The following is a 25,498-nucleotide window of genomic DNA, read 5'->3' on the forward strand; positions in this document are numbered from 1 at the left end:
TGATGATCGGGAGAGCGATTGACGCCTCTCCGGAATTGATGAACCCGGTTCACGTAATTTCAAATCCGCGTTCGCCGTGCAGAGCATTGTCCAGGCCCTGGATCTCATCATCACGTTCAACGCGCAGGCCGCCGGTCAATGCCTTGGTGAGGTAGGCGACAATCCATGTTCCCACGGCGGTGAAAGCGGCGGTGGCGACAATGGAGACAAACTGGGTCCACAGCTGCCCGGGATGGCCGTAAAAAAGGCCGGCCTTGCCTTCGGTAATGGCGGGATTGGCAAAAAGCCCCGTGGCCAGGGCCCCCCAGACACCGCACATGCCGTGCACACCAAAAGCGTCCAGCGAATCGTCGTACCCGAGTCTTTGTTTGACGACGGTCACAAAAAAATACCCCAGTGAACCGGAAACCAGGCCGATAACCAACGCAGCGGGCAGGTTGACAAATCCGGCCGCCGGGGTGATGGCCACCAGCCCGGCGACCACACCAGAAGCAATCCCCAGCACGGTCGGTTTGCCGGTGACGATCCATTCGCAAAACATCCACACCAAGGCCGCCGTAGCAGCGGAGGTGTTGGTTACCAAAAAGGCCGATGCGGCCACCCCGTCGGCGGCCAGCTGGCTGCCCGCGTTGAAACCGAACCAGCCGAACCACAACAGCGCCGCACCCAATGCGGTGAGGGCGATACTGGAGGGGAACATGGACTCTTTACCATAGCCGACGCGTTTGCCCAACACCAGTGAAAGTACAAGGCCGGCCACACCGGCGTTGATATGCACCACATTACCACCGGCAAAGTCAAGGGCGCCCATCTCTCCCATCCATCCACCCCCCCACACCCAATGGGCAATGGGGCAGTATATGAAGGTGATCCATAGCAGGGTAAACACGATCCACGCGGAAAATTTCATGCGGTCGACAATGGATCCCAGCACAAGGGCCACGGTGATACCGGCAAAGGTCATTTGGAACAGCGCAAATACATAGGTGGGAATGGTGCCGGAGAGGCTGTCCACGCCGATACCGGCCATGAAAAAATGTTCCAGGCCGCCGATGATACCGGCCTGGCTCGGTCCGAAGGCGAGGGTATACCCCCACATCATCCAGATGACGCTGGCCAGACAGTAGGACACAAAGGTCATGGCCAGGGTGTTGAGCAGATTCTTGTAGCGTGACATGCCGCCGTAAAACAAGGCCAGCCCGGCCGGCGTCATCATCATCACCAGAGCCGTGGAGACGATCATCCACGCCGTGTCACCGCTATTGAGCACATCATCGGCAAACGCCGGAGTTGCCATCAATCCGAACAGCAAGGTCAGCCATATGGGTTTAAATTTCATGGTGTGTTTTCCTCATGGGTTTATTTTCCGGTTGAACGACCAATTATCGATCTCTCCATGAAAGATTGTTCAGCCATGGATCGGATCTTCACCCGGGAGAATTTCCTTGATGGCTGCCCTGACGGCCGCTACCTGCTGCGGTGCGTCCACCTTCTGGCCGTCAAAATCCCTCACATAAAATACATCCACCACCTGGTCGACTTTGGTAGCGATTTTGGCGACCCAGATATCCAGGCCACATTTAAAAAGGGCATCGGTCACCCGGTACAACAGGCCGGGAAAGTCGAATGTCACCACTTCGACAATGGTAAAAAAGCTGGATGTTGCATTGTCCACGACAATCTCGGTAGGGCGCTCAGCCGTATATGGACGGATCGGTGTGGCACCGTTCCTTTTGCGAAGCAATGCGCTGCCCAGATCCAGTCGGTCTGTCAAGGCATCCTCAAGATTCCGGCGGGCCCGCTCCCAGCGTTCATCTTCGAAAATCGGGTCCGGCGGGGGATTTACCTCGAAGACATCCAGGGCGATGTTGTTGCGCCAGGTAAAAATCTGTACGTCCAGGATGTCTATGTTGTTCAAGGTGAAAACGCCGGCTATTCTTGAGATGAGGCCGGGGCGGTCCTTGGCGCAAATGGTTACCGTGCGGGTATCCACGCCCGGGGACTTTTCAACCTTCCAGACAAAGGGGCGGTCGCCGATCGCCGCGTAAAGCTGCACATGTTTCGGAATGGTCTCCACAGGCGTATAGAGCAGATATCTTGGAGACATGAAGTTGAGCAACCTTTCCAGCTGGTCCGGCGCCATTTCTCCTGGCATGGCCTCGGCCACGGATTGCCGCTTCTTTTCCACGGTTCTCACGGCGCGGCCGGTGGCGAGTTCACCGTGCTCGAGAACGTTGAGCACCTTGAAAAATAGGTTCTTGAGCAGCGAAGATGTCCAGTCATTCCAGGCCTTGGGACCGGTGGCCATCGAGTCGGCAACGGTGAGCAGGTAGATCATTTTAAGTAGATCAATCTTCTGGATAATCCGGGCCATGGTGATGGCGGTCTCTTCATCGTTGATGTCCCGCCGTGTGGCCGTTTGAATCAGCAGCAGATGATGCTCAACGAGGAAGGCGACGGTTCTGGCTTCGATCGGGCCGGCGCCCTTTTTCAGCATTATTTTTTCGGCCAGATCCGCCCCCCGCTCGGAGTGGCCGCTTGCGGGATCTCCTTTGCCGATATCGTGGAGCAGGGCCGCCCAGTACAGCAGCTTTTTCTTTTTCAGCTCCTTGAATATGCTGTGGGCAAGCGGGTCCCCCGGTTTTTCAACATCGGCATCAAAACTTTTCAAGAATTTTATGGTGTATAGCAGATGGCGGGCCACCGGGTAGAGATGGTACTGATCGAACTGGATGCGGTTGACCACGGCTTTGAACTCGGGGATGAAGCGCACCAGAAAGCCGGTGTTAAGCATCTGGTTGAGTACTTCGAAAGTCCGCGTGGACCGGATCAGAATTCGCTCGAACTGCTTCACGATTTCAGGATCGCTCCTGAAGCTGCTGTTCACCAGGTGGCTGAAGTCCTTGACCAGCCGCTTGGCTTCGCTGTTCAGTGGCGATTTCTGGGCGGCACTCTCGGCAAAGATGTCCATCAACAGTCTAGGGTTGTTGAGAATCTTTTCCGGCGAGATGAAATTCAGCATGCCCCGATTGAATTTAAGGCCTGGGACCTGGGTGGTCTTCAGGCCTTTGTTTTTCCTTTTCAGTCGTTTGTTCTGTTCCATCTCGTAAAGGAACATCTCGTGCTGCTGTTTGACATACTCCATATGGCTGTGAAGTTGGCCCAGCAGCTGTTCCACGGGCAGGTGGCCGTTGACCGCCTGAACACCCATGACTTCCGCCAGCTTACGCTGCTGCTCCAGATGAATCTGATCACTTTTTCGATTCATCATCAGGTGAAACCGGTTTCTGACATTCCAGATGAAGCCAAGGGCGGCGCACAGGCGGGTGAAATCGGCATGGGAGAAATAGCCATAATACTCCAGATCCCGGCGCTGTTTGATGCCGGATTTGATTTTGGCAATCCACAGCATGGTATGATAGTCGCGCAATCCGCCCTGTCCCTCCTTGAAGTTGGGCTCCAGCAGGTAGGAAGAATCGCCGAAACGCCGGTGCCGTTCCCGGTTGGTTTCCACCAGCCAGGTGATGATCGTGTCGGGTTTGAGGTTGATGAACTTGGTCCGGACCTGATCCATCAGTTTCATAAACAACGGCGACATCCCGCAGATGAAACGGGCGTCCAAAACCGATGTGAGCACCTCGAAATCGGTGCGCGCCAAGGCGACGCACTCTTTGATGGAGCGCGTGGCATGGCCCACATCCAGGCCCATGTCCCACAACGGGTAGATGATCTCGCGGACCAGCTCTTCGGCCGCACGGGGCACCCTTTTTTCGAAAAGGAAAAGCAGGTCTATGTCAGAATAAACACACTGCTCGGCGCGACCGTATCCTCCCAGGGCAACCACCGCATATGGGTTTCGAGCGATATCCATCTTCGGACCCACGACGCTTTTTTCGTAGCTCTGGCGAAAATAGTCGTCTATGAGTCGGGCGTGGTCATCGAGGAACTCTGGCGCTTTGCCTGCCTGAAGGTCTGCGATGAGTGCGGCCCGCCCTTTTTTCAGGGTCAGGGAGACATCGGCGTAAAGGTTGTCGTGGATCTTGTCGGTCACATCCATATCCTTTGCGTTGGGCTAACGGGGATTGAGTACAGCAACCCGCGTGCCATCCAGTAGAGTTAACATTATATTTAATAATAAAGGCTGCTTGTACATTTTTGTAGAATCTGTGGAATTGTCGTGAAGGTTCCAAAAATGTAATTTAAATGTCGGAAAAGTTACAAAATTGGAATTGATGGGTCAAAATGAAAAACTGGTGGCAAATGACCGGTTCCAATGCAAAATGCACCTCGAAGCCGCTGGACCAGGCGCTTCAAGGTGCATTTTGGGGAGGAACGCAGGTGGATAGTCGATGTTATAAAAATTACGCAACCGATTCGATTATGACTGAATGGCCGGTTCTGTGGACGCGGCAAAGCTGGGTAATCCCGATGATGGCGGACCGGAAATGGATGAGATCCCGCCATGGGTGGAAACACCGAAATCCGGATAGGCAATACCACCATGCTCGGCGTAGTCCAACCCTTCCAGTTCTTCTTCCGGCGCAACCCTCAGTCCGATGGTCTTGTCAATCAATTTGAACATGAAGAAAGCCATGGGGAAGGTCCAGAGAAAGCACGCTGCAATGCCGAGCAGTTGAACACCGATGATGCTGCCGGTCGTGCCGCCGATGTTGAAGATGCCGGCGGCCAGGGTGCCCCATGCGCCACAAACGCCATGCACGGAAATGGCCCCGACCGGATCGTCAACTTTAATCCTGTCGAAAAAGATGACCGAGAAGACCACGATGACGCCGGCGGCAGCCCCGATAATGATAGCGCTGGAAGGCGACACATTGGCACAGCCTGCGGTGATGCCCACCAGGCCGGCCAAGGCGCCGTTGAGGCTCATGCCCACTTCGGGTTTGCCGAATTTCATCCAGGAGACGATCATGGCCAGGCAGGCTCCTGCGGCGGCGGCCAGGTTGGTGTTGACAAAGATCATGGCGATGCTTGTGTCTGCCGTGGTTGTGGAGCCGGGGTTGAAACCGAACCACCCTAACCACAGGATGAACACGCCCAGCGCAGCCAGAGGAAGGTTGTGGCCCATGATGGGCTTGGTTTTACCGTCTTTGGTGTATTTTCCCAGACGGGGGCCGAGAACGATGGCGCCCGCCAGGGCTGCCCAGCCCCCGACCGAGTGGACCACTGTGGAGCCGGCAAAATCGATGAAGCCGAAGCCTTCCAGCCATCCGCTGCCGTTGAGAAGGCTGCCCCAGGCCCAGGAACCGAAAATGGGGTAGATGATCGCAGAGACAACCATGCTGTAAAGAATATAGCCGGTGAATTTGGTGCGTTCCGCCATGGCACCGGAAACAATGGTGGCGGCTGTGGCGGCAAAGACCACCTGGAACATCCAGAAGGCCAGCACCCAGGGATCGCCGTCCGGTGTGAAGTCGCTGAGGAAAAAACCCGTGGTACCGAACCAGCCGGTGGAGGTGGCACCGAACATGAGGCCGAATCCGATGGCCCAGAAGGCGATCGAGCCGATGGAAAAGTCCATCAGGTTTTTCATCATGATATTGATGGCGTTCTTGGCGCGGGTGAAGCCCGCCTCAACCATGGCAAAGCCGGCCTGCATGAAAAACACCAGCGCGGCAGCCACCAGGGTCCACAGATAGTTGGCGTGGGTCTGAACCAGGTCGATGGCTGCCTTGTTGGTCAAAACGGTGGGCTCGGGATCGGCGGCCATGGCCGCGGGGACACTCATCAGGGCGAACAGGATCAGCAGGCTGAGGGTTTTCAGTTTCATTTTTGGCTCCTTTTTAAGATAGGGGTGGTGGTCATGTGAAAAAGTGGAAACACTTAAATGGCCTCCTTGCCCGACTCGCCGGTTCGGATGCGGTAGGCCCCTTCGATGGGCATGACGAAGATTTTACCGTCTCCCACACTGCCAGTTTTGGCCACCTCGATGATGGTCGAAACCACTTTGTCCGCCATGTCCGAATCCACAATCAGATCGATTTTGACTTTGGGTACGAAGTCGGTCTGGTATTCGGCGCCGCGATAGATTTCCTTGTGACCGCGCTGGCGCCCGAATCCTTTAACTTCGCTTACGGTCATGCCCGACACGCCGATGCGGTTTAGTGCGTCTTTCACATCATCCAGCTTGAATGGTTTGATAATCGTTTCGATCTTCTTCATGGGTGGCATCTCCTGAAAATTAAAAGGTTGCGCGATTCCGGGTATGGGCTGCTGGTTGCAGGGGTACACAGCAACCGATGTGCCACCACGGCCTAAAATAATGCAACCAACTTTAATAATTAGTAAAAATTAATCTTAACACCGAGTCAGGCCCAATGTTAAAATACATTTTTTATGATTTTGGGAAAATAAAATACAAAAACAGTAATAATAATAGAATAAATTACAATAATGTTATTTATGGTGCACACATTGCCCCGGATTGAATGTGAAGCGGATAGATGGCCGAAATTATCGCTTGAATTTTCTTGGGGATCTCCATAAGTTATGGCATTGTCGGTTTTCAATTCAAGGTGCGGCAGTCCCTATCAGGCGAGCCGCTTGAGCAGGTACAGGAGAAAAGAGAGATGACCGTGGCACGTAAGATCAACGACATCATGGCCAAATCGTCATGGATTCGCAAAATGTTCGAAGAAGGCGCCCGGCTCAAGGCCCAACACGGTGCGGAAAAGGTGTTTGATTTCAGCCTGGGCAACCCCAACCTTCCGCCGCCGGAAAAGTTCAATGAGATTCTGCGGGACACGGTGGATTCCTGCGGACTCGGTGATCATTGCTACATGCCCCAGGCCGGTTATCCCCAGGTGTGCGTCTCCATTGCCGATTACCTGACCAAAGAGCAGGGCGTAGACATCACCTTTGACCATATTATCATGACCTGCGGGGCTGCAGGTGCCCTCAACGTTATTTTCAAGGCCTTGCTGGACCCGGGTGACGAAGTGTTGACGCCCACACCGTGTTTTGTGGAGTATCGGTTCTATGCGGATAATCATGGCGGCGTTCTAAAAATGGTCAGCACCCGACCCGATTTCACCCTCGACCTCGACGCGCTGGAAGATGGCATAAGCGAAAAAACCAAGGTGGTATTGATCAATTCGCCCAACAACCCCACCGGTCAGATATACAGCCAAGCAAGCCTTGAGGGGTTGGGGAGGCTGCTGGTCGCAAAGAGCCGCGATTATGGGCGCATCATCTACCTGGTTTCCGATGAACCTTACCGAAAGATTGTTTACGACGATGCCCAGGTTCCCTCTATATTCCAATGTTATGACCAGAGTATTATTGCCACCTCGTATTCCAAGGACATCTCCATCCCGGGTGAACGCATCGGCTTTGCAGCGGTGAACCCTGCCGCCACCCATAAAAAAGAGCTGATGGCCGGCATGGCCCTGACCAACCGGATTCTGGGTTTTGTCAATGCACCGGCCCTGATGCAGCGGGTGGTCGCCTGCATGCAGGGGATGAGTGTAGACATCGGCGAGTACAAACACAAAAGAGATCTGTTGTGCAGCGGGCTGGCTGATGCCGGCTATCAATTTACCACGCCGGCGGGCGCGTTTTACCTGTTCCCGCGCACGCCGATTGCCGATGATGTGGCCTTTGTCAAAGCGCTGCAGCAGGAACTGATCCTCGTGGTTCCGGGCAGCGGTTTCGCCGGCCCCGGGCATTTCCGGATTGCCTTTTGCGTTGACGACCGGACCATCGTCAACGCTCTGCCGGGATTCAGGAAGGTTATGAAAAAATATCAGTAAGATAAAGGGAGGTGTGGCGCATGAAAATCTTGAAAATCGACCATTTGGGCATCGCGGTGAACAGCATCGATGACGGCAAGGCGTTCTGGTCGGGCGTTCTGGGGCTGGAATTCGAAGGCGCCGAAACCGTTGCCGAACAGAAGGTCACCACGGCTTTTTTCCCCGTTGGTGAAAGCGAAGTGGAACTGCTGGAGTCCACTGCACCGGACGGTCCGGTGGCCAAATATATCGAAAAGCGGGGCCAGGGCATTCAGCATGTGGCCTTCAGGGTCGAAAATATCGATGCCGCCCTGGCCGAACTGAAGGAAAAGGGGGTTCAACTGATCGATCAACAGCCCAGAATCGGTGCCGGTGGCGCCAAGATTGCCTTTTTGCACCCCAAGGCCACCAACGGCGTGCTGGTCGAGCTTTGCCAGCGCGACTGATTGGCCATGTTCCAGCATAAGCGGCGCTAGCCATTCATACCGGAGCGGCTGGCAGCCGCTCCGGTTAACCCCTGTTTGCGATCGACCCTGGTGAGGTCTGTTGCGCTGTGGTCAATTCGATGCAGCTTCAGCAGCAAGCATTTATCGTGGCTGGCGTCGACGCACGCAAGTCCCGTCCTTTATTTGGATCCAAACGCCCATCCATTCAAGTTTTACGGCAGTTGTTGTTTTCCATTTAGATGCAGTTGCCCATATTGGTCATACCAATAGCCGCTTTTAGCCGTTGTCATTGGAATCAAACGCAAATAATAAAATTCCAGGAGCCTTTCATGGAAAAGAAAGCCATCGCGTCTGCAACTATGCACCCAATGCTCTCCCCTTTACCTCCTGACCGGGCTAAAAAAGGAAAGGTTGTGTCGGCTGAAGAGGCTGTCCGCATCATCCGCAACGGTGATACCATCGCCACAGGCGGCTTCGTGGGCATCGGATTTCCCGAACAGATCGCCATCGCCCTGGAAGTGTATTTTCTGGAGCACGATCGTCCCCGGGACCTCAGCCTGGTCTATGCCGCCGGCCAGGGCGACGGCAAGGATCGAGGGCTGAACCATCTGGGGCACCTGGGCCTGGTGAAGCGGGTTGTCGGCGGCCACTGGGGATTGGTTCCCAAGCTGCAGAAACTGGCGCTGGACAACAAAATTGAAGCTTACAATCTGCCCCAGGGGGTCATTTCTCATATGTATCGGGACATTGCCGCCCACAAACCACGCACCATCACCACCGTCGGCCTGGGAACTTTCGTTGATCCGCTCAATGGCGGCGGAAAAATGAACGGTGTCACCACCGAGGACCTGGTGGAACGGGTGCAGTTCGATGGCAATGACTACCTGGCTTACAAGACTTTTCCGATTAACGTGGCCATTCTGCGTGGAACCACTGCCGACACGGACGGCAACATCACCATGGAGAAGGAAGCCCTCACCCTCGAAGCGCTGGCTATTGCCACGGCGGCCAGAAACTCCGGGGGGTTCGTCATGGTCCAGGTCGAGCGCGTGGCCGACCGTGGCACCTTGAACGCGCGGCAGGTAAAGATTCCCGGGATCATGGTGGACTGCGTGGTCGTCTCGGAGCCTGAAAACCACTGGCAGACCTTCGGCACCCGGTACGACCCCTCTTTCAGCAGTGAAATCAAGGTGCCGGTTCAATCCCTGCCGCCCATGCCGATGGGAGACCGCAAGATTATCGCCCGGCGGGCCGCCTTCGAGCTGATTCCCAACAGCGTGGTCAACCTGGGCATCGGCATGCCCGAAGGCGTCTCCAGTGTAGCCAACGAGGAAAAGATCATCGAATACCTGACCCTGACGGCGGAGCCGGGAGTGATCGGCGGATTGCCGGCCGGCGGCCTCAATTTCGGTGCCGCGGTCAACACCGAGGCCCTCATCGACCAACCTTCCCAGTTTGATTTCTACGACGGCGGCGGGCTGGATCTGGCCTTTCTGGGCCTGGCCCAGGCCGATGAAGCCGGCAATCTCAATGTGAGCCGGTTCGGCCCCAAGCTGGCCGGTGCCGGCGGATTCATCAACATCAGCCAGAGCGCCAAGCAAGTGGTCTTTGTGGGCACGTTCACCGCCGGCGGTCTCAAGGTTTCGGTCCGGGATCGCAAGTTGTCCATCGATCAGGAAGGCCGGCTGAAAAAGTTTGTCAAACAGGTTGAGCATGTTACCTTTTCCGGTGCTTACGCCGTATCCAAAAAACAGCCGGTGTACTATGTTACCGAACGATGCGTCTTCTCGCTGACGCCGCACGGCATGGAACTGGTCGAAGTCGCCCCGGGGATCGACCTGGACAAAGACATCCTGCAACACATGGAGTTCAAACCGGTGATCAAGGGGACACCGGCGCTCATGGACGAACGGATTTTCAGTCCCGAACCCATGGGGCTCAAGGAGCATCTGTTGGCCGTCTCCCTGGAAAAGCGCCTGGTCTATGATCAGCGTGAAAACCTTTTTTTCGTCAATTTCGAAGGCTATGCGATTCGCACCGTTGCGGATATCGAAAAAGTCCGGTCCGCCGTGGTTAAGGTTCTGGATCCCTTGCACCATCGGGTCTACGCCGTGGTCAATTATGATAATTTCAGCATTTTGCCGGAGTTGGTGGGCGCGTATACCGACATGGTCCAGGGACTGGTGAACCGCTATTACACCGGTGTTACCCGCTATACAACCAGCACCTTCCTGCGCATGAAAATCGGCGAAGCACTCCAGGAACGCAAGCTGGCGCCGCACATCTATGAAAGCCGGGAGGAGGCTGAAGCGGCGCTAAAAGGGAAAAGCCGGCCAATTCATGGGCCGCTGCACAATGAGCAGCCAATTTGACACATTTCGTACCCGATCCTGCTAAAGAAAAAAATGAATGCCGTTCATCCTCTGGAGCATAAAATTATTATTGACAGGCTCCGGGTAATATAATATTCGAACTGATCATTGGTATGACCATATGGTTTTCAAACCTTTTATCCTTCAACAAAAACGTTTGATGGTCCAGAAAGGAGGTGAATCCCTTCAACCTACCGGTTTCCGGCCGGTTGATTCGTTTTCGGTTCAGGTGCTCGCAACCCATTTGATCAAGAGGGAGGAAGACAGTCATGAAAAAAGCGTTTAGCAGCATGTTGTGCATTGCTTTTGTCCTTTGTTTTCTCACCACCGCCGCATTTGCGGCGGAAAAGCGTGAAAAGTTCGGAACGGACAAGCGCACCCCTGTGGCCAAAAAGATCGATTTCAAAACCTCTACCGAGACCATCCGCTGGAAGATGGTCATGCCTTGGGACAAGGGCATCCTTTTCTACGACATTGCGGCCCACTTCTGTGACAGTGTGCGTCTGGCTTCCGCCGGCCGCCTGGACATCAAGCCCTTCTCCGCCGGCGAACTGGTCCCGGCCATGCAGAGTCTCGACGCCGTGAGCCAGGGTGCTGCCCAGGTGGGTCACGATTGGCCCGGTTACTGGAAGGGTAAAAACGAAGCTTTCAACGCCTTTGCATCGGTGCCCTTCGGCCTGGACGCCGAAGGATACAACATCTGGCTATATGAGCGTGGCGGGCTGGAGTTGATGCAGGAACTTTACGGCAAGTTCAATCTTTTTGCCCTGCCCGGCGGCCAATGCGGTCAGGAGATGGGGCTTTTCTCCAGCAAGCGCGCCACCAAGATGGAAGATTTCAAGGGTATGCGCGTACGTACCGTGGGTTGGTACATGGACATCCTGAACAACCTGGGCGCTTCGGTCACCCCGCTGCCGGCCGGCGAGATCTACCTGGCCCTGGAGCGCGGCGTCATCGATGCGGCCGAGTTCTCCACACCGGCCATGAACGTGCCGCTGGGCTTCGACGAGATCACCAAGTACGTCATCCAGCCCGGGGTTCATCAGCCCGGTATTCAGTGCGCCCTTTTTTTCAATAAGGATGCATACGACAAGCTGCCCCAGGACCTGAAGTGGATCGTGGATATCGCCGCCAAGGAGACTCAGCTGTGGAGCTACAACTGGTCCAACAGTCTGAACCCCGAAGCGATCCGGCTGTTTAAAAAGAAGGTCGAGTTCGTCAAGATGGATACCGAAACGATGATCGAGTTCCGCAAGGTTACCAAAACGTATCTGGATGAAATCAAGGCGAAGTTCCCGGATGCCAAGAAAGCTTTGGAGTCCCAGGAAGCTTTCATCCAGGACTATGCCGAGTGGCGTGAGATCCGCGGCGGCGTCACGCCCTGGCCTTATGAAACATACGTCGGCGGCAAAACCATGGAGTAATCCGGCCATAGAAGCCATTGCGGCGATCCTGTCCTGCAGGACAGGATCGCCCACATCAGGGGAGATCGATTGATATGCTGGAAAAAACAGCCCATACCATCACCCAATTCAACCGCAAGGCCGGGGATTGGAGTTCCCTGCTCATGCTGCCCATGCTCTTTGTCGCGGTCTACGAAGTTTTCATGCGCTACGCCTTCAACGCGCCGACGTCATGGGGCTTCGAGTTGACCATCTTCATCTACGGCGTGCATTTCATCCTGGGATATTCCTATACCGATGCCCATAGCGGCCATGTGCGCGTGGATATCTTCAGCAGTCGCCTGGTACCCCGTAAAAAGGCCATTCTGGAGATCGTCACGCTGCTGGTTTTTTTCTTTCCCTTCATGACGCTGATGACGGTTTTCGCCGGCAAGTTCGCCCTCCTCTCCACGTCCATGAGGGAACTGGCCTCTACCAGTTGGGCGCCGCCCATCTGGCCTGTCAAGATCCTGATGGTTCTGGGTTTCTTTCTGCTCTGGCTGCAGGGCCTGGGCTCTCTGCTGCATAATCTTCATGTCGCCCTCAACGCGAAGGCCAATTGAGAACCGAAAGGGGTAATCACCCATGAGTGCCGAATTTCTCACGGTTGCCATGTTCACCATTTTGCTCCTCTCCATTGCCTTGGGGCACCCCCTGGCTTACACCCTGGCCGGAGTCGCCACCCTTTTTGGATTGATCGATTACGGTTTCAACTTTACCGGGCTCTTCATGCAGTTCGCCAACCTGGCCTGGGGTTTGATGAACAACTACACCCTGGTGGCAATCCCCCTGTTCATCTTCATGGCCAACCTGCTGGACTGCTCCAAGGTCTCAGACGAGCTTTTCGATGCCCTCTATGTGGTCTTGGGCGCCCTGAAAGGCGGCCTGGGACTGGCGGTCATCGGTGTCTGCACGGTCTTTGCCGCAACCACAGGCATTATCGGCGCTTCGGTGGTCGGGATGACCCTGCTGGCCGCGCCCCCCATGATCCAGCGCGGCTACCAGAAGGAACTGACCGCCGGCCTGATCTGTTCGGCCGGCAGCCTGGGGATTCTGATACCGCCCAGCATCATGATGGTTGTCTTTGCCGGTCTGGCCGGGATGAAGGAGACCACGGTCGGCAACCTCTTCGCCGCCGCGATCATCCCCGGCATCGTCCTTTCCGGACTGTTCATGCTCTACACCTGGACGCGCTGCACCCTCAACCCCTCACTGGGGCCCCCCATCAGTAAAGAGGAGGCCGCCAAGTACTCCGCCGCACAGAAGTGGGGCATGACGCTCAAATCCCTGCTGCCGCCGGCGGCCTTGATCTTTGCCGTCATGGGCACGATCCTGATGGGGGTGGCAACGGCCACCGAAGCGGCCGCCATGGGCGCCTTGGGGGCCCTGATTCTGGCCCTGATCAAACGCAAACTCACCTGGGAAGTGATCCGCAGAGCCTGCTCCGCCACACTTAAAACCACATCCATGGTGATGCTGCTGTTCATCGGCGGCACTTTTTTCAGCAGCGTTTTTCTGGGAATGGGCGGCGGGGACGTGGTCGCCGATCTTCTGGTCGGCTCGGGACTCAACCGCTGGGTTGTCTTCTTCATCATGATGTTCATCGTCTTCATCCTGGGGATGTTCATCGACTGGGCGGCCATATTGCTGATCACCGTGCCGATTTTTCTGCCCATCGCCATGGACATCGGCTTCGATCCGCTCTGGTTCGCCCTGGTGTTGTGCGTCAACCTGCAGTGCTCCTTTCTGACGCCGCCCTTCGGCTACGCGCTCTTTTATTTTGCCGGGGTGGCCCCCCCGGGTTACACCATGATGCACATTTACCGCGGGATCATTCCTTTTGTGATCCTGCAGGTCATCGGGTTGATCCTCATGGCCGTCTTTCCTTCGATGACACTGTGGCTGCCGGCTGTTTTCTTCGGCAGGTGATGCCGTTCACCTTAGAGGTGACCTATATGAAGACCCGCAATGATGCCGCCGGATCCGACACGGCTTATTTTTTCGGGACCTGCCTGATGGATGCCGTCTATCCCGATGCCGGGATGGCGGCCATCCGGCTGCTGCAAGCCCAGGGGTTGAAGGTTATTTTTCCCCGGGACCAGTCCTGCTGCGGCCAGCCGGCCTATAATTCGGGTTTTACCCGGGAGGCCAGGGCTGTCGCCCTCAAGCAGATCAGGGTGTTTGCCAAACCGTACCCGGTTGTGGTGCCGTCCGGATCCTGTGCCGGCATGATGAAGCACCACTACCCGAAATTGTTTTCCGGCACGCCGGAAGAAGAGGCCGCGCGCCGTTTTTCCGGCCGGGTTTATGAGCTGTCCGAGTATCTGGTCAGGGTGCTGGCGGTGAAGCTCGAAGACCGGGGCGACCCGTTGACGATCACCTGGCACAGCTCTTGTCACGCCTTGCGCGAGATGGATGTCATTCGGTATTCCAAGGCGTTGCTCGAACAGTTGAAAAACGTGACCCTGGTGGAACTGCAGCGCGAAACGGAATGCTGTGGGTTCGGTGGAACGTTTGCCGTCAAGCAGCCGTCGATCTCGGCCGCCATGGTCAAGGACAAGGTGGCGGATATCCGTCAAACCGGCGCCGCGACGCTCGTGGCCGGAGACTGCGGCTGCCTGATGAACATCACCGGAGCCATGGAACATGCCAATGTGGCGATCGCCGGCAAGCACCTGGCCGAATTCCTGTGGGAGAGAATCAATGGGCAATGAGACGGCATTCGACTTCGCACGCAATGTCGACGGTGCGCTGAAAGACGATCAGCTCCGCAAAAACCTGCGCAAGGCCATGGACATCCTGGTCGCCAAGCGTCAAGCGGTCTTTCCGGACAACGCAGCCCTGGAACAACTTCGCTCGGCCGGCAATGCCATCAAGCGTCGTGCACTGCAGCAGCTGCCCCGTCTGCTGGAGCAACTCGAAGCCAACTGCACCAAAAACGGCATCCAGGTCCACTGGGCTGAAGACACGGCCCAGGCAAATGGCATCGTGCTGGAGATCCTGCGTCGCCACGATGCCCACGACATCGTCAAGGGCAAGTCGATGGTGTCGGAGGAGATGCACCTGAACCATTTTCTCGAGGCACACCATATCGAAGCCATCGAGACCGATCTGGGCGAGTTCATTATCCAGCTCAACCACGAGACACCCTCGCACATCATCGTGCCGGCCATCCACAAGAACAAGGATGAGGTGGCCGCCATCTTCCACGACAAAATTCCGGACACGCCATACACGGAAAACGTGGAGGAGCTGACCGCCATCGCCAGACGGGTGCTGCGCAAGCGCTTTGCCGCGGCCAAGGTTGGACTCTCCGGCGTCAATTTTGCCATCGCTGAAACCGGGACCCTGCTGCTGGTGGAAAACGAGGGCAACGGCCGCATGTGCACCACGGCACCCGATGTGCACGTAGCCGTGATGGGACTGGAAAAGGTCATCGAGAAGCTTGCCGACGTGCCGCCCCTGCTGCGGCTGCTGACCGGATCGGCCACCGGGCAGATGATCACCACCTATGTCAACATGATCACATCACCCCGCCGTTCGGGTGAAAAGGACGGCCCCAGGGAGGTACACCTGGTCATTCTGGACAACGGCCGCTCGCGCATGCTGGCCGATCCAGAGTTCCGCCAGACCCTGCTTTGCATCCGCTGCGGCACCTGCCTGAACCATTGTCCCGTCTACGTTCGCATCGGCGGCCATGCCTACGGGCACGTCTATCCGGGTCCCATCGGCAAAATCCTGACCCCGCAAATGGAGGGGCTCGAACGGGCCGGGGTGCTGGCCACCGCATCCAGTCTTTGTGGCGCCTGCGGTGAAGTCTGCCCGGTGAAAATTCCGATTCCCGATTTAATCCGTCGCTTGAGAAATGAAAGCTACGACCAGGACGGCAGTGCCGTGGTGGCGGGTGGGGGCTACAAAAAAAATGTGGCCGAGACGCTGGTGTGGAAAGGCTGGGAACTGGTCAACCGTTCGCCGGTGCTCAATGAAATGGGCACCCGCCTGGCTGGAAAGATTGGAAAACGCATGCCCAAAGCCGGTCCACTCAAAAAATGGACACGCGTCCGCTCGTCGCCCAAAGTGGCCCGTACCAGCCTGCATGAATGTGTGCGCAAGGAAGGGGTGATAGATGAGTAATCCGCACAAGGCCCGTGATCGTATATTGGTCCGCCTGCATGCCGCCGGTACGGAGCAGACCGTGGTTCCAGAGGCGCCACTGCCGCAAGAGTTGTCGCTCGATCGGGATGCCAGGATGGAACACCTCGCAGCGATGATGACGGCCATGCGCACCGAGGTCCACATCGTGGAAACCGACACCTGGATCGACACGTTCAAGGAACTGGCCCGGGAGCGGGGCTGGAAACGGCTCCTGTACGGCCCGGGGGCGCCGATCGGCCCGGCAATCGAAGCGTCATGGACATCCAATGCCGAAGGACTGCCGGAATTGGTGGCCTATGTCGAGCCGGTGGAGACCTTCAAGGCGGATCTTTTTCAGATCGATGTCGGGATAACCAGCGTTCGCTCGGGGGTGGCCGACACCGGCGCTGTGGTCCTCTGGCCCACACCGAACGAACCGCGGCTGATGTCCCTGGTGCCGCCGGTCCACGTGGCGGTGCTCGATGCCGACACGATCTACAACTCGCTGGCCGAGATGATGACCGTCGAAAAATGGGCCGACGGCATGCCCACCAACGCCGTGTTGATATCCGGCCCGTCCAAGACCGCCGACATCGAGTTTACCTTGGTGTTCGGGGTCCACGGGCCTAAAGAACTGGTCCTGTTGATACGGAAATAAAAGGTAATTTGTCATGATCGCCGAATCGCTTGTGCGTCAGTTTAAAACCATCGTGGGTGACGATAACGCGTGGACCGATGCCACGGATCTGCACACCTACTCTTACGATGCCGCTGTCGTCGAACCGGTCCAGCCCGGACTGATCGTTCGGCCCACCACCATCGAGGCCCTGGGAAAGACGGTGCGTCTGTGCAACGACAACGGCGTGCCCCTGACTGTGCGGGGTGCCGGCACCAACCTGAGCGGCGGTACGGTGCCCCTTCCCGGCGGAGTGGTCATCGTTACCAACGGCATGAAAGCCATCCTGGAGATCAACGAAGCGGATATGTATGCCGTGGTCCAGCCCGGCGTGGTCACGGCCAAACTGGCCGCGGCCGTGGAAGCCAAAGGGCTGTTCTACCCGCCCGATCCCGGCAGCCAGGCTGTCTCGACCATCGGCGGCAACGTGGCCGAAAATGCCGGAGGGCTGCGCGGCCTGAAATACGGGGTCACCCGCGACTACGTGATGGGCATGAGCTTCTTCGACGTGGAGGGCCGCCTGGTGAAGTCCGGGTCCCGCACCGTCAAATGTGCCACCGGCTACAACCTCACCGGGTTGATGGTGGGCTCGGAAGGTACCCTGGGCGTTTTTTCCGAAATCATCCTCAAGCTGATCCCGCTGCCGGCCCATCGCAAGGCCATGATGGCCGTCTTCGACTCCCTGGAAAAGGCCTCCGAAACCGTGGCTGCCATCATCGCCGCGCGGATCGTTCCGGCCACATTGGAGTTCCTCGACAATTTCACCATCCGGGCGGTGGAAGATTTCAGCAAAGCCGGTCTGCCGAAAGACGCGGCGGCCATGCTGTTGGTGGAGATGGACGGGCATCCGGTGCAGGTGGAAGAAGACGCCGATCGGGTGGAGGCCCTTTGCCGGTCCATGGGTGCGACCTCGGTGCGTGTCGCCCGGGATGCGGCCGAACGGGACCGGGTCTGGGCAGCCCGCCGAGCCGCTCTCTCCGCCCTGGCCCAGCTGAAACCGACCCTGGTGCTGGAGGATGCAACGGTGCCCCGCAGCCGCCTTCCGGAAATGGTTGTCGCCATACAACAGATCGCCAACCGTTATGACCTGACCATCGGCACCTTCGGGCATGCCGGCGACGGTAATCTGCATCCTACCATCTTGACCGACAAACGGGACGCCGCCGAATGGGAGCGCGTGGAGAAGGCCATTGACGACATCTTTGACGAAGCGTTGAAAATGGGAGGGACCCTTTCCGGCGAGCATGGCACCGGTCTCGCCAAGTGCCGTTATTTGGAGAAGGAGACCAGCGCCGGAACCATCCTTTTCTCTTCTCGGATTAAACGCGCCATGGACCCCAACAACATTCTCAACCCGGGCAAAATCATCCCCGCAAAGGCATAGCACCATGGCATCCATGGAAGAACTGGCCCGCCTTATGCGGGAACTGGAAAATCAGCTCGTCGTTTGTATGAAATGCGGCATGTGCCAAGCGGTCTGCCCGGTGTTCGACCAGACCGGACGGGAAGCCGACGTGGCCCGCGGCAAGCTGGCGCTGCTGAACGGCCTGATGGAATCCATGTTCGACGATCCCGAGGGCGTCTACCAAAGACTCAACAAATGCCTGCTGTGCGGCTCCTGCGCCGCCAATTGCCCCAGCGGCGTCAGCGTGCAGGAAATTTTTCTCAAGGCCCGGGCCATTCTGACCGGCTTCATGGGGCTCTCGCCGGCCAAGCGCCTGATCCTGCAAGGCCTGCTGGCCAACCCCAAGCTGTTCGATCATCTGACCGAATGGGGGGCTCGCTTTCAAAGGATTTTTACCCGGCCGGTCAACGACATTATTGGGACTTCCTGTGCGCGGGTGATCTCCCCCCTGATCCAGGACCGCCATTTTCGGACCCTGGCAGCCGTTCCCTTTCATCGCCAGGTGCCGTCTCTGGACCGGCCGGCCGGTGCCTCGGGCCTCAAGGTGGCCCTGTTCACGGGCTGCCTCATCGACAAGATGTTTCCCAATATCGCCCACAGTACGCTGGAAGTGCTGGACTACTGCGGCGTGGGGGTCTACCTTCCCGAAAACCAGGGCTGCTGCGGCATTCCGGCCCTGTCCAGCGGTGATCTTCCCACTTTTCAAAAACTGCTGGGCCATAACCTGGAACGCTTCAATAACCAAGCGTTCGACTTTCTGGTCACCGCCTGCGCCACCTGCACATCCACCATCCGTGAAGTCTGGCCGAAGATGGCCGATGCACGCAGTCGCGATGCTGCCAGCCGGCTGGCCCGGCGGACCATGGACATCAATCAGTTCCTGGTCAAGGAGGCAAAACTCCAGCCCCTGAAGAACGCTACGGGTAAAGCGGGGACCGTCACCTACCACGATCCGTGCCATTTGAAGAAAAGCCTGAAGGTATTCAACGAACCGCGTGCCGTGATCAAGGCCACCTCCGGATGCACGTTGGTCGAGATGGCCGAGCCCGACTGGTGCTGCGGCATGGGTGGCAGTTTCAACCTTCAATATTATGACATCTCCAAAGGCATCGGAATGAAAAAAGCGGCCCAGATCATCGCCACCGGTGCCAATGTAGTCGCCACGGGATGTCCGGCTTGCATGATCCAGATTTCGGACATGCTCTCCCAGGCCGGCGCGAATGTTGCTGTACGGCATCCTATCGAACTGTATGCGGAAGCCCTGAAAAAATGAAAATCCGACTCAAGCCCATCAATCCCAAACGCATTTCCGATCAGGTGTTTGACCAGCTGCGGGAGCTGATCTTCCGCGGCGACTACCAGCCCGGCCAGAAAATCATGACCGAGCGGGAGCTCTCCGAAGCCCTGAACGTCAGCCGCAACTCCGTCCGGGAGGCCATTAACAAGCTGGTCACCCTGCGGTTCCTGGAGCAGCGCCAGGGGCAGGGTACCTTCGTGCGTTCGATGGACGAAACGGTGAAAATTCCGCTGGCCACGGTCATGGAGACCCAGGATGCCAGCCTGATCGACCTGATGGAAATGCGCATGGGGATTGAGTGCACCGCCGCGTCGCTGGCGTCCCAGCGGGCCAGTGCGGCCGATCTGGGTGCCATTGAAAAGGCCATCCACGATATGGAGACCGATACCCGCAGCGGCGGCCTGGGTACCGAGGGCGATCTTTCCTTTCACATGGCGATTGCTCTGGCAACCAAAAATCCCATGCAGATCTATATCATGAAGAATGTTTCTGACTTTCTGCACGTTGGAATCCGGGAAAACCTGCTGCACCTTTACCAGGACCCGGAGAACATCGTGGCGATTCTGCAACAGCACAGGGCGATCTTTCAGGCCATCCGCAGCGGTGATGCCGAGGCCGCCTACAAAACCATGCAAAATCATATCAATTATGTAATCCGCTTTTTCAGCAGCCGCCAATAAGGCAGCGGCATTTTTTGGGGGTCGTTTCCCCTGGCGGGCTTTTTCCTATCTGCTGCTCCGATACCAACTGCTGATAAAAAACTTGCACCCGCATGGTTTATGCGGACCCAATCCGTTTTGACTGCAGGCAATGAAATTGTCTTTTTCAATGGGGGCTGGTGGCCGTATCGATTTTACCAATTTGATTTTCCCGGCAACGGCGTTTACTTTGGCGGGAATGGCGGCAGATAGGGGGAATATGGCTGAATATGGGTCGGCTTGCATTGTACCCCGAATGACGGTATTGGATATCATAAGCCGATACCGCACAACCGAGGCGGTGTTCAGGGCGTGGGACAGTCGCGCGGGCGCGTGCATCTGCTGCGGGGCACTGTTTGATACGGTCCAGCAGCTGGCTGACCGATACAACCTGAATATGGGTCAGTTGATTAAAGAGCTCAATGCCGCCGCCGGTTTGACGGGTGAGGTCTCAAGGGAATGAAAACCCACACTGCCCCATTTACCCTCTGACCGGGAGAAACAACATGGCCGAAAATAACCCATCCCCTAAACCCCTTCGCCTGACTGAAACGGTCAAGGGGGCCGGCTGAGCGTCAAAACTGCCTCCAGGGGACCTGGACAAGGCATTATGCGGGCTGGATTTTCCAACAGACCCCAATGTGCTGGTGGGCCTTTCCCGGGCCGACGATGCAGGGGTCTACAAAGTGTCCGAGGATCTGGCCCTGATTCAGACGGTGGATTTTTTCACACCGGTGGTGGACGATCCCTACTGGTTTGGCCAGATCGCTGCCGCCAATGCACTGAGCGATGTCTATGCCATGGGCGGGGAGCCGAAAACAGCCATGAATCTGGTTTGCTTTCCGCTTAAACGCATGGCGCTGTCCGTCCTCAGGGAGGTGATCCAGGGAGGAATCGACAAGGTCAGAGAAGCGGGTGCGGTGTTGCTGGGCGGCCACAGTGTGGAGGACGAAGAACTCAAATACGGGCTCTCTGTGACCGGGTTTATCCATCCCAACCGGATTTTGACCAAACAGGGGCTCAAGGTGGGGGATCGCCTGGTGCTCACCAAACCACTGGGAACGGGTATCGTCAACACGGCCATCAAAGGCAATCTGGCTTCGGGAGAGATTACCCGGAAAGTCACCGCCATCATGGCCGCGCTGAACCGGACTGCCGCCACCGTGATGCGAGAGTACCCGGTGCATGCCTGTACGGACATCACCGGCTTCGGGCTCATCGGCCATCTGGCGGAAATGGTGCTGGGCACCGGATTAGGACTGAAGATCTTCCTGGAAAAACTGCCGATCATTGACGTCGCGCTCGGATTTGCAGCGATGGGCATGGTGCCGGGCGGCACGCACAAAAACCGCAGTTTCAGAACGTCGATGGTAGACATGGATGAGGGTGTGGATCCGGGTATGCAGGACATCATCTATGATCCTCAGACTTCAGGTGGCTTGTGCATTGCCGTTGCACCGACTTCGGCAGACGGCCTGGTGGACCATCTGCAAAGCGAAGGTGTGGAGCATGCGACCATCATCGGCGAGGTGGTGGATTACCCGGCAGGGATCATTCAGGTGATTTGACCTGCCACCACAAGGCAGCAGGAAAACAACATGCTGGATATCGTCACCGCCATGCAGGTGGCTGATAAGGTGATCAGCACCTGACGGTTTCACCGGAAATGGCACACCAGACGGCGTTTGATAGCGCATCCCCGCGGTTCCCGGAGTTCCAGCTTTGCTGCCGGGCTTGCTGCATGGACTGATCATGACCCTTTCGCACCTCAAACCGGCTGTTCCCAAGTGCTGGCTCTTTGCCGTTTCGGGAGTGGTGTGGAGTCTTGTCGGCCTCATGATGCTGGTCACCGGGCTCGGATGGCTGGCTCCTGAAGGGTTTATGCGTGGCACTGGATTTATGCTGGCTGGACTGGCGCTGGCTGCGATGGCTTTTCGCTGGGGGTTCAGCGGGATCGCCCGGAAAAACATCCGGCGGCTGCGGCGATTGCCGCAGCGGGGCTGTTTTTTTGCGTTCCAGGCCTGGCAAGGTTATCTGATCATCATGACGATGATTGCCTTTGGCGTTGTCCTGCGGCAGTCCTCGATCCCCAAAAGTGTTCAGGCCATCGTTTACACTGCTATCGGGGGAGCCCTGTTGATGGGCAGTCTGCATTATTATTTCCACCTGACGCGCATGATGCAAGGTGCAGCCCGCCGGTTTGCCGACCGACGCACCGGCGCCTAGGGCCTGTCAATTAATCGAATGTCAGAGACGATTTATCGATGTCCACGATGCGCTCCCCTTGCACATAATCCTTGGTTTCGTAGCGGGTGATGCCCATGAGCTTTTGGGTAATGGCACCCATGCGCTCCACCTGGGATTTGATTTTGGCGATTTTCAGATAAACGGGGTCACTCCGGTCCAGGATGCCGATCAGCAGCTCCGTGTGGCCGGAAATTGCCATCATGGGTTGGTTCAATTCGTGGCAGATGGCACCGGCGGTTTCCAGGACGGCCTGTAGCTTTTCGCGGTAGATCCGTTCGGATTCGCTGCGGTGGCGGTGGATGGCAACCTCGATGGAAACGATCAGACTGCGGGTTTCAAAGGGTTTGACCACGTATCCGAAGGGCTCCATGATTTTGGCCCGCTCCAATGTGGCCGGGTCGGTGTAGGCGGTCAGGTAAACCACGGGAATACGAAACCGGTCACGGATCAGGCCGGCGGCTTCGATGCCGTCCATTTCGCCTTTGAGGCGGATGTCCATGAGAACAAGGTCCGGTCGCATCTCCCCCGCATGGGCCACGGCTGTCTGACCGTCATGGGCGACGGCACAGATCGTGTAGCCGGTTTTTTCCAGGCGGCTTTTGATTTCCTGAGCCACGATGCCTTCGTCTTCCACAACCAGAATGGTCGCCGGTGTCATGTGAAAATTCCTTTTGGGGGTTGTTCGGGGATGTTCAGCGTGATGCTGAAGCGGGTTCCCTTGTCGGTTGTGATGGCAAGTGTACCATCCAGCTGCGTGGTCAGTGTATCGATAAGCCGAAGACCCAGGGTTTTTTTATCACCATCGACAGTCAGATGGGTAAGACCGACGCCGTCGTCGGCCACCACGATTTCCATCCGGCCAACGCCCGGGGTTCGAATAATCATGTCAATGGTTCCGCTGGCATCGGGCGGAAAGGCATGCTTGAGGGCGTTGGACACCAGCTCATTGATAATCAGGCCGCACGGTACGGCCATGTCCACGCCCAGGGCGATGTCATCCGCGCGGACCTTGAGGCGGATGTGGGCCGGATCAATCCCGTAGGCGTCAAACAAGTTGGCCGTCAGCCCCTGGACATAGCGGCCAAAGTCGATTTTGGCCAGATCGGTTGTGCCATAGAGCTGCTCGTGGATCAAGGCCATGGACTTGACCCGATTCTGGCTTGCCCGCAGAATTTCAACCCCCTTGGCATCCTGCATATGGTCTTCCTGCAGGTAAAGCAGGCTCGAGACGATCTGCAAATTGTTTTTCACCCGGTGGTGTATCTCCTTAAGCAGCGACTCCTTTTCCGATAGGGACTGCCGCAAGTGTTGGTCTGCAGCCAGCAGCTCCTTCTCAGCCGTCTGCCGTTCGAAAAGCTCCCGTTTCAATTCGGCGGTTTTCCGTCCGACCACCCGGTTTTGCCGAATGTAGCCGAGAAAAATGGCCGCCAGCAGCACGGCTACCCACATGAATACCCAAAAGAGGCTGGTCTGCACGGGGTTTTCCATGCCGACGGCATATGCCGGGCCGGCTGCCAAAATAATGGCTGCGATCCCGCAGGGGCGGCAGGCGGCGGCAATCGAGCGGGGGTGAAGGGCATGTCCGAAAAGCATCAGATCAGCAAATGAACCCGTTCTGCCAGGTCATGAATGGCCCGGGATGCTTTGCAGCCGGGCGTCTGTTCAATAAAGGGCACCTGGTCCAGCACCGCCTGGCGAACCGCCCGGTCTTCCGGAATACTGCCCAGGTGCGACAATTCAAGATTAAGAAACCGCTGGGTAACCCGTTTGATGGTATCCACGGTATGATTGCCCTCACGAATCCCGCGAACGAAATTGAGTACCACGTTGAACCGGTTGATGCCGTGATCCCGGGAAAGCAGTTTGATCAGTGCATAGGCATCGGTCATGGATGTGGGGTCAGGGCTTAGGATGAAAATATTGTGGTCGGAAAACCGATTGTACCACAGCACTGAAGACCCGATGCCGGCCGCCGTATCGATGATGACATAGTCAAAATCCGATGAGATTTCCTTAATAAACCCGGCCAGCCGTTTTTGCTGGCTTTCACCCAGCGACACCATTTCCGGCACACCTGAACTGCCTGGAAGCACCGCCAGGTTGGGGCGCGCGAAAATCAGTGCCTGCCGCGGAGTCGCGCCGCTTTCGAGGATGTCCCGGATATTGGCCTTGACCGACAATCGCAGCAGTACGTCTACGTTGGCCAATCCCATGTCACCGTCAACAACCAGGACGCGCCTGTGGTTGCGGGCCAGTGCAAGGGCGAAATTCACCGAAAAGCTGGTTTTGCCCACGCCGCCTTTACCGCTGCTCACACAAAGGGTCCGCGGCGTCTTTTTGCTCAAGGCCATGATGATTCCATTGGGTGCAAATTGGGGGTTGATTAAACTGTTACTCCCAATATCGGCCTCCAGCAAACTTTCTTTAACATGCGGTCAATATAAAGACCATGCGTGATTTTAAATAGTTTCAGGCCCTATTTATTAGAAAAACTAAAAATTATATTGACAAAAAATTAGTTTCATTTACTTTACGCGCTCACTCATTTCGGAGGCGTTTATGACCGATCAAGATACACTGGTGCATGCCCGTTTCATTTTTACCACAGGCAGGCTGATCCATGACCGAATCATGCGGATAACCGCTGGCGCCTGCATGAATGCCGCCAGGGATGATCGTTTCGCAGATTTGTCCGTACCGCAGATGAACATGCTGCTGATGATCCGGGTTCGCGAGGCGGTCTCGGTTACCGAATTGGCCACCCTTTTGGGTGTATCCCCGCCGTCGGTATCCACCATGGTGGACCGTCTGGTGGAACGGGGGCTATTGACCCGGGTACCCAGTGACCAGGATCGGCGTAAGGTCGTTATCCGGGTCTCCCCCGAGGCGCTCGAAGGAATTTCCCGAGTCGAGGAGATGATTTTGGGTGCTTTTGTGGAGATGGTCGAAGCGGTTGGGCCCGAAACCACCCAAAAATGGTGCCAGGTGCTCCAGCAGATCAAACAGGTTCTGAGCAGTAAATAACCATTACCT

The 25,498-nt window shown here is 56.8% G+C and carries 23 protein-coding genes; 16 read left to right on the forward strand and 7 right to left on the reverse strand.

The window, feature by feature from the left end; genetic code table 11:
• Positions 1–49 precede the first annotated feature (49 nt).
• The 4 genes from R6V78_RS07630 to R6V78_RS07645 all read right to left on the reverse strand — a co-directional run bounded on the left by R6V78_RS07630 (position 50) and on the right by R6V78_RS07645 (position 6,180).
• Positions 50–1,339 carry an ammonium transporter gene (locus R6V78_RS07630; protein WP_410288744.1) on the reverse strand — a complete coding sequence of 430 codons (1,290 nt, stop codon included), beginning with the start codon at positions 1,337–1,339 and terminating at the stop codon, positions 50–52.
• Between the two features lie 69 nt (positions 1,340–1,408).
• Positions 1,409–4,051, reverse strand: a complete 2,643-nt coding sequence (gene glnD, locus R6V78_RS07635) for a [protein-PII] uridylyltransferase (RefSeq protein ID WP_410288745.1) — start codon at positions 4,049–4,051, stop codon at positions 1,409–1,411.
• 327 nt (positions 4,052–4,378) lie between these two features.
• Positions 4,379–5,788 (reverse strand): ammonium transporter, encoded by a 1,410-nt coding sequence (locus tag R6V78_RS07640; protein ID WP_410288746.1) that lies wholly within the window; start codon positions 5,786–5,788, stop codon positions 4,379–4,381.
• Between the two features lie 53 nt (positions 5,789–5,841).
• Positions 5,842–6,180, reverse strand: coding sequence for a P-II family nitrogen regulator (locus R6V78_RS07645; protein ID WP_410288747.1), 339 nt, complete (start codon positions 6,178–6,180; stop codon positions 5,842–5,844).
• 407 nt (positions 6,181–6,587) lie between these two features.
• Between R6V78_RS07645 and R6V78_RS07650 the strand changes: the two genes are divergently transcribed.
• The 15 genes from R6V78_RS07650 to R6V78_RS07720 all read left to right on the forward strand — a co-directional run bounded on the left by R6V78_RS07650 (position 6,588) and on the right by R6V78_RS07720 (position 22,444).
• On the forward strand, positions 6,588–7,769 hold the full coding sequence (locus R6V78_RS07650; protein ID WP_410288748.1) for a pyridoxal phosphate-dependent aminotransferase: 1,182 nt from the start codon (positions 6,588–6,590) through the stop codon (positions 7,767–7,769).
• Between the two features lie 20 nt (positions 7,770–7,789).
• Positions 7,790–8,194: a methylmalonyl-CoA epimerase gene (gene mce / locus R6V78_RS07655; protein ID WP_410288749.1), complete on the forward strand. Its 405-nt coding sequence runs from the start codon at positions 7,790–7,792 to the stop codon at positions 8,192–8,194.
• Between the two features lie 329 nt (positions 8,195–8,523).
• Positions 8,524–10,566 (forward strand): acyl CoA:acetate/3-ketoacid CoA transferase, encoded by a 2,043-nt coding sequence (locus R6V78_RS07660; protein WP_410288750.1) that lies wholly within the window; start codon positions 8,524–8,526, stop codon positions 10,564–10,566.
• A gap of 269 nt (positions 10,567–10,835) precedes the next feature.
• Positions 10,836–11,990 carry a TRAP transporter substrate-binding protein gene (locus R6V78_RS07665; RefSeq protein ID WP_410288751.1) on the forward strand — a complete coding sequence of 385 codons (1,155 nt, stop codon included), beginning with the start codon at positions 10,836–10,838 and terminating at the stop codon, positions 11,988–11,990.
• A gap of 74 nt (positions 11,991–12,064) precedes the next feature.
• The gene (locus R6V78_RS07670; protein ID WP_410288752.1) at positions 12,065–12,571 is read left to right on the forward strand and encodes a TRAP transporter small permease subunit; all 507 of its coding nucleotides are present in this window, start codon (positions 12,065–12,067) and stop codon (positions 12,569–12,571) included.
• A gap of 22 nt (positions 12,572–12,593) precedes the next feature.
• Entirely contained in the window at positions 12,594–13,937 is a 1,344-nt protein-coding gene (locus tag R6V78_RS07675) for a TRAP transporter large permease subunit (protein WP_410288753.1), read from the forward strand.
• Between the two features lie 26 nt (positions 13,938–13,963).
• A complete protein-coding gene (locus tag R6V78_RS07680) occupies positions 13,964–14,722 on the forward strand; it encodes a (Fe-S)-binding protein (RefSeq protein ID WP_410288754.1) in 759 nt (252 codons plus the stop codon).
• A complete protein-coding gene (locus tag R6V78_RS07685; protein ID WP_410288755.1) occupies positions 14,712–16,142 on the forward strand; it encodes a LutB/LldF family L-lactate oxidation iron-sulfur protein in 1,431 nt (476 codons plus the stop codon). Before R6V78_RS07680 ends, R6V78_RS07685 begins: the two co-directional genes overlap by 11 nt.
• A complete protein-coding gene (locus R6V78_RS07690; RefSeq protein WP_410288756.1) occupies positions 16,135–16,800 on the forward strand; it encodes a lactate utilization protein C in 666 nt (221 codons plus the stop codon). The genes R6V78_RS07685 and R6V78_RS07690 overlap by 8 nt, the downstream gene beginning before the upstream one ends.
• Before the next feature lie 13 nt (positions 16,801–16,813).
• On the forward strand, positions 16,814–18,202 hold the full coding sequence (locus tag R6V78_RS07695; protein ID WP_410288757.1) for an FAD-binding oxidoreductase: 1,389 nt from the start codon (positions 16,814–16,816) through the stop codon (positions 18,200–18,202).
• Positions 18,203–18,206: 4 nt separating this feature from the next.
• Positions 18,207–19,496 carry a (Fe-S)-binding protein gene (locus R6V78_RS07700; RefSeq protein WP_410288758.1) on the forward strand — a complete coding sequence of 430 codons (1,290 nt, stop codon included), beginning with the start codon at positions 18,207–18,209 and terminating at the stop codon, positions 19,494–19,496.
• A complete protein-coding gene (locus tag R6V78_RS07705) occupies positions 19,493–20,200 on the forward strand; it encodes a FadR/GntR family transcriptional regulator (RefSeq protein WP_410288759.1) in 708 nt (235 codons plus the stop codon). Before R6V78_RS07700 ends, R6V78_RS07705 begins: the two co-directional genes overlap by 4 nt.
• Before the next feature lie 238 nt (positions 20,201–20,438).
• Positions 20,439–20,681, forward strand: a complete 243-nt coding sequence (locus R6V78_RS07710) for a hypothetical protein (protein WP_410288760.1) — start codon at positions 20,439–20,441, stop codon at positions 20,679–20,681.
• A gap of 43 nt (positions 20,682–20,724) precedes the next feature.
• Positions 20,725–21,786, forward strand: a complete 1,062-nt coding sequence (gene selD / locus R6V78_RS07715) for a selenide, water dikinase SelD (protein WP_410288761.1) — start codon at positions 20,725–20,727, stop codon at positions 21,784–21,786.
• Positions 21,787–21,970: 184 nt separating this feature from the next.
• Positions 21,971–22,444, forward strand: a complete 474-nt coding sequence (locus R6V78_RS07720; protein ID WP_410288762.1) for a hypothetical protein — start codon at positions 21,971–21,973, stop codon at positions 22,442–22,444.
• A 10-nt stretch (positions 22,445–22,454) separates the two neighbouring features.
• Here R6V78_RS07720 and R6V78_RS07725 read toward each other — a convergent pair whose 3' ends face one another.
• From R6V78_RS07725 to R6V78_RS07735, 3 genes are read right to left on the reverse strand one after another with little or no spacing between them, the layout of a single operon-like run.
• Positions 22,455–23,123: a response regulator gene (locus R6V78_RS07725; protein ID WP_410288763.1), complete on the reverse strand. Its 669-nt coding sequence runs from the start codon at positions 23,121–23,123 to the stop codon at positions 22,455–22,457.
• Positions 23,120–24,058, reverse strand: coding sequence for a sensor histidine kinase (locus R6V78_RS07730; RefSeq protein WP_410288764.1), 939 nt, complete (start codon positions 24,056–24,058; stop codon positions 23,120–23,122). Before R6V78_RS07730 ends, R6V78_RS07725 begins: the two co-directional genes overlap by 4 nt.
• Complete coding sequence (locus R6V78_RS07735; RefSeq protein ID WP_410288765.1) at positions 24,058–24,816, reverse strand: MinD/ParA family protein; 759 nt, start codon at positions 24,814–24,816, stop codon at positions 24,058–24,060. The genes R6V78_RS07730 and R6V78_RS07735 overlap by 1 nt, the downstream gene beginning before the upstream one ends.
• A 208-nt stretch (positions 24,817–25,024) precedes the next feature.
• Here R6V78_RS07735 and R6V78_RS07740 point away from each other — a divergent pair, with 208 nt between their 5' ends.
• Positions 25,025–25,489: a MarR family winged helix-turn-helix transcriptional regulator gene (locus R6V78_RS07740; RefSeq protein ID WP_410288766.1), complete on the forward strand. Its 465-nt coding sequence runs from the start codon at positions 25,025–25,027 to the stop codon at positions 25,487–25,489.
• Positions 25,490–25,498: the final 9 nt, after the last annotated feature.

The organism is Desulfosarcina sp. (assembly GCF_046496365.1).
In the GTDB taxonomy this organism is placed as follows: Bacteria; Desulfobacterota; Desulfobacteria; order Desulfobacterales; family Desulfosarcinaceae; genus Desulfosarcina.